Consider the following 4,605-nt stretch of genomic DNA (forward strand, 5'->3'; position numbering starts at 1 on the left):
AGGTGATTGGCCGGATCCGGCATCCGCACTGTGAAATGCTGGCGGCTCAGTTGAGAAGGTGCAGCAACGATAACCTCTGGGATCCCCATAGATAGATAGAATGTTCCAACCCACTCCACTCTCTACCGCCAAGGGCCGACGCAACCCCCAGCGACAATGGCTCTTATCCTAACCCCTGCTTTCGGTTGGGGATCCCTTTCTGGGGCAAAAACGAGACTCAAAAATGTAGCACGTGCTACAAAGATGCCTGGGCAGAACCTTCTACTTTAGGGTAAATCTTGGTATCATCATCGATTCTGAAGTCAAGGGGTTGCAACCTAGCCTAATGCTTCTAGATTGATCTTAATAGGTTGATCTTAGGTATAAACTGACCTTAAAAGGTTGATGAGTATGGCGGTGGCCGTAGCGGAAAAATCTCTGATCACAGCCTTCAAGCAATTGGGAGGCCCTCACCATCCTCCGGTTATCGAAACGTTTGAGCGCGGGAAGACCATTTTTTTTCCAGGGGATCCGGCGGAGCGGGTTTACTTTTTGGTGAAGGGAGCCGTTAAGCTCTCGCGGGTCTACGAAATGGGAGAGGAAATCACCGTTGCCCTCCTGCGGGAAAACAGCATCTTCGGCGTGCTCTCCTTTATCACGGGACAGCGCTCCGACCGCTTTTATCACTCGGTGGCTTTTACACCTACCGAGTTACTCTCTCTGCCGATCGAGCAGGTGGAAAAATCCTTGCAGGAGAACGCCGAACTGGCCATGTTGCTGGTTAAAAGCCTGTCGTCCCGCATTTTGCAAACGGAGATGATGATCGAGACGCTGGCTCATCGCGACATGGGATCCCGTCTGGTCAGCTTTTTGTTGATTCTCTGTCGCGATTTCGGGGTGCCTGGCCCAGATGGGGTCACCATCGATCTCAAGCTGTCTCACCAGGCCATTGCCGAGGCCATTGGCTCAACCCGCGTCACCATCACCCGCCTGTTGGGAGAGCTGCGCAAGAAGAAGTACATCTCCATTCACAAGAAGAAGATCACCGTACACGACCCGATGCGGCTGAGCCATCGCTTTGCCTAGAAGGAAGAGGAGAACACTTCCTGAGCAGCACCTTGCCCAGGCAAACCCCGCTCGACGGCTGGTTGAAGCTCTGGCCGGCCTATGTTCAATCTACTGCTGCAGCCTTGAAGAATCTCTATACCTAAAGGACAGACTTAAAGTTTTCTGGAAGCTAACCGGATCGCGGGCAAAAACCTACTAGTCTATGGGGGGATCTGGCTTTGGCCAGAGCTATCTAGCCAATTGCTGAGGTGTAACTGTGGAAACGGCCATCGAGTGGATTACCGCCCATGAGATCCTCGACTCGCGAGGACGCCCCACCTTAGAGGCCCTGGTGGGTTTAGCCAATGGGGCGACGGGCTTGGCGCAGGTTCCCAGCGGCGCTTCGACCGGTACCTTTGAGGCCCATGAGCTGCGGGACGGGGATCCCAAACGCTACGGCGGTAAGGGTGTGCTGAGGGCGGTGGAAAACATCCTTGGCCCCATCCAGTCGGAGCTGCAGGGAGAAGATGCCCTCAACCAAGCCCGTATTGACCAGTTGCTGATCGACCTGGACGGCACCCCCAACAAGTCCCGCCTGGGGGCCAACGCTATTTTGGCAGTTTCTCTGGCGACAGCCAAAGCGGCTGCGGAAGCAGTGGGCTTGCCTCTTTACAAATACCTGGGGGGGCCCTTTGCCAACCTGCTGCCGGTGCCGCTGATGAACGTGCTCAACGGCGGCGCCCACGCCGACAACAACGTCGATATTCAAGAATTTATGCTTGTGCCCATTGGAGCGGCCAGCTTTCGCGAGGCGCTGCGCTACGGGGCTGAGGTGTTTGCGGTACTAAAACAAGTGCTGCAGCAGAAGGGGCTGTCCACCGGTGTGGGGGATGAAGGGGGGTTTGCTCCTGATCTCGACTCCAATGCGGCGGCTTTGGATCTGCTGATGACGGCTATTGAACAGGCAGGCTACAAACCGGGAGCAGATATCGCCTTGGCCTTGGATGTGGCCGCCAACGAGCTGCTACAGGATGGGCAATATCACTTTGAGGGCAAAGCCCACAGCGCGGCTGATATGGTGGCTTACTACCAGCAACTGCTGGCCAACTATCCCATCCTTTCCATTGAAGATGGGCTAGCGGAAGAAGACTGGGCCGGTTGGCAAGCCATGACCGCTCAACTGGGATCCCGGGTACAGCTGGTGGGAGATGACCTGTTTGTAACCAACCTGACCCGCCTGCAAAAGGGTATCGACAGCGCCGCCGCCAACGCCATTTTGATCAAGCCCAACCAAATCGGCACCCTGACGGAGACCGTCTCGGCCATCCAATTGGCAGTTCAAGCCGGCTTTCGCACCATCATCAGCCACCGCTCTGGCGAGACGGAAGACACCACCATTGCCGACTTGGCGGTGGCCACCCGTGCCGGGCAGATCAAAACCGGATCCCTCTGCCGCAGCGAGCGCATTGCCAAGTACAACCAACTGCTGCGCATCGAAGACGAGCTGGGGGAAGCGGCAGTTTATGCCGGTCGGGTGGGCCTGGGTCCTGGAGCTCGCTAACTTCCCGTTCCGTCCCAGAGGATCCCTAGCACCTGCACCAAAAAGGCCCAGCGGTCGGCAGCTTCCTCAATCAGCTTGCTGGTGGGCTTGCCGGCCCCGTGCCCTGCCTTGGTGTCGATGCGGATGAGGATGGGCTGGGATCCCCCCTGGGCTGCCTGCAGGGCAGCGGCAAACTTGAAGCTGTGGGCGGGCACCACCCGGTCGTCGTGATCTGCGGTGGTGATCAGGGTGGCGGGATAGGCAGTGCCGGGCTTGAGGTTGTGCAGAGGGGAATAGGCGTAGAGGGCCTTGAATTCCTCCGGGTTCTCCGGGGATCCGTACTCGGAGATCCAGGCCCAGCCGATGGTGAACTTATGAAAGCGCAGCATGTCGAACACCCCCACTGCCGGCAGGGCCGCTGCAAACAGCTCCGGCCTCTGAACCAGGCAGGCCCCCACTAAGAGGCCGCCGTTGCTGCCGCCAGAGATGGCCAACTTGGCGGGGTTGGTGTAGCCATGGGCTATCAGCCACTCGGCAGCGGCAATAAAGTCGTCGAACACCTTTTGCTTGTTGAGCTTGGTGCCCGCCTGGTGCCACTCTTCTCCGTACTCGCCGCCGCCGCGCAAATTTGGCTGGGCATAGACACCGCCCATTTCCAGCCAGGCCACCAGACCCACTGAAAAGCTGGGGGTAAGTGAGATGCCAAAGCCACCGTAGCCATACAGCAGGGTGGGGTGATCCCCTGTCCGAGTCAGGCCACGGCGGTGGACGAGAAACATGGGGATGCGGGTGCCGTCTTTGCTGGTGTAGAACACCTGCTGCACCTCGTAGGCCTGGGGATCGAAATCCACCTGGGGCTGACGGAACAGGGTGCTGGTGCCGCTGGTGAAATCGTAGCGGTAGATGGTGGGTGGGGTGGTGAAGCTGGTGAAGGTGTAGAAGGTCTCGGTGTCGTAGCGCTTGCCGCCAAAGCCGCTGGCAGATCCCAGCCCGGGCAGCGGGATTTCTCCTAGGTAGGTGCCGTCTAAAGCAAAGGTCTTGATCTGGGTGTGGGCGTCTTTGAGGTAGAAGGCCACAAACTGATTGTTGATCAAGCTAACCCCCTGCAAGGTCTCCTCCGCCTCGGGGATCACCTCCTGCACCTGGTCGGGCTGCTCCAAGTCAATCGCCACCAGTCGCCGCCGAGGAGCTTGGCAGTCCGTCAACAGCCAAAAGCGGGATCCGTCGTTGCCCACGAAGCTGTATTCGGCCTCAAACTCGCGGATGAGCTCTACTACAGGAGACTGGGGATCCCGCAAGTCTTTGTAGAAGATGAGGTTTTTGGGATCCGTGCCCCGCCAGACGGAGATGATGAGGTAATTCCCATCTTCAGTAACCCCGCCGGCAAAGCCCCACTCTTTTTGGTCGGGGCGGTGATAGACCAAAACATCTTCTGACTGGGGGGTGCCCAGGCGGTGGTAGTAGAGCTTCTGAAAGTAGTTGGCGCTTTCGTATTCGCTGCCCGGGGCTGGTTCGTCGTAGCGGCTGTAGAAAAATCCTTGCCCGTCCAGGGTCCAGCTTACTCCCGAGAACTTAATCCAGCGCAGGTGATCCGGCAAATCCTCGCCGGTTTCGATGTCCCGCACCTTCCACTCTTGCCAATCGGAGCCGGAGCAGGAGAGGCCATAGGCTAGATACCGTCCAGCGTGCTCCGCACCGCTGTCGCGAGCGCGGCTGATGGCAATGCCCGCTAGAGCCACCGTGCCGTCTTCCGAGAAGGTGTTGGGATCCAGCAAAACCCGCGCCTGGCCCTCTAGACTTTCTTGGGTGTAGAGAACGCTCTGGTTTTGCAGGCCGTCGTTTTTGAAGTAGAAGTAGCGGCCCCCTTCTTTGAAGGGCTGGCTGTATTTTTCATAGTTCCAGAGCTGGGTCAGGCGTTCTCGGATCCGCTGCCGGGCTGGGATCTGCTGCAAGTAGTTAAAGGTAAGGTGGTTTTGCGCCTCAATCCAGGCCCGCGTCTGCTCCGAATCCAGATCCTCCAGCCAGCGGTAGGGATCCGG

At 58.2% G+C, this 4,605-nt stretch carries 3 protein-coding genes; 2 read left to right on the plus strand and 1 reads right to left on the minus strand.

The window, feature by feature from the left end; genetic code table 11:
* The first annotated feature begins 390 nt into the window (after positions 1-390).
* Both ntcA and eno read left to right on the plus strand, forming a co-directional pair.
* Positions 391-1,065, plus strand: a complete 675-nt coding sequence (ntcA, locus tag NW829_RS11355) for a global nitrogen regulator NtcA (protein WP_011434093.1) — start codon at positions 391-393, stop codon at positions 1,063-1,065.
* Between the two features lie 238 nt (positions 1,066-1,303).
* The gene (gene eno / locus NW829_RS11360) at positions 1,304-2,587 is read left to right on the plus strand and encodes a phosphopyruvate hydratase (RefSeq protein WP_414413228.1); all 1,284 of its coding nucleotides are present in this window, start codon (positions 1,304-1,306) and stop codon (positions 2,585-2,587) included.
* On the opposite strand, the gene NW829_RS11365 is transcribed toward eno, so the two are convergent.
* Positions 2,584-4,605, minus strand: a 2,022-nt coding sequence (locus tag NW829_RS11365; RefSeq protein ID WP_414417120.1) for a prolyl oligopeptidase family serine peptidase, incomplete at its 5' end; no start/stop codon positions are given. The genes eno and NW829_RS11365 overlap by 4 nt on opposite strands.

Origin of the sequence: Synechococcus sp. R55.8 (assembly GCF_047461895.1) — a bacterium.
Taxonomy (GTDB): Bacteria; Cyanobacteriota; Cyanobacteriia; order Thermostichales; family Thermostichaceae; genus Thermostichus.

What these genes read in the sequence shown, in the direction of transcription:
- ntcA (WP_011434093.1), top strand. Translation starts at nt 391, where the DNA reads ATGGCGGTGGCCGTAGCGGAAAAATCTCTGATCACAGCCTTCAAGCAA.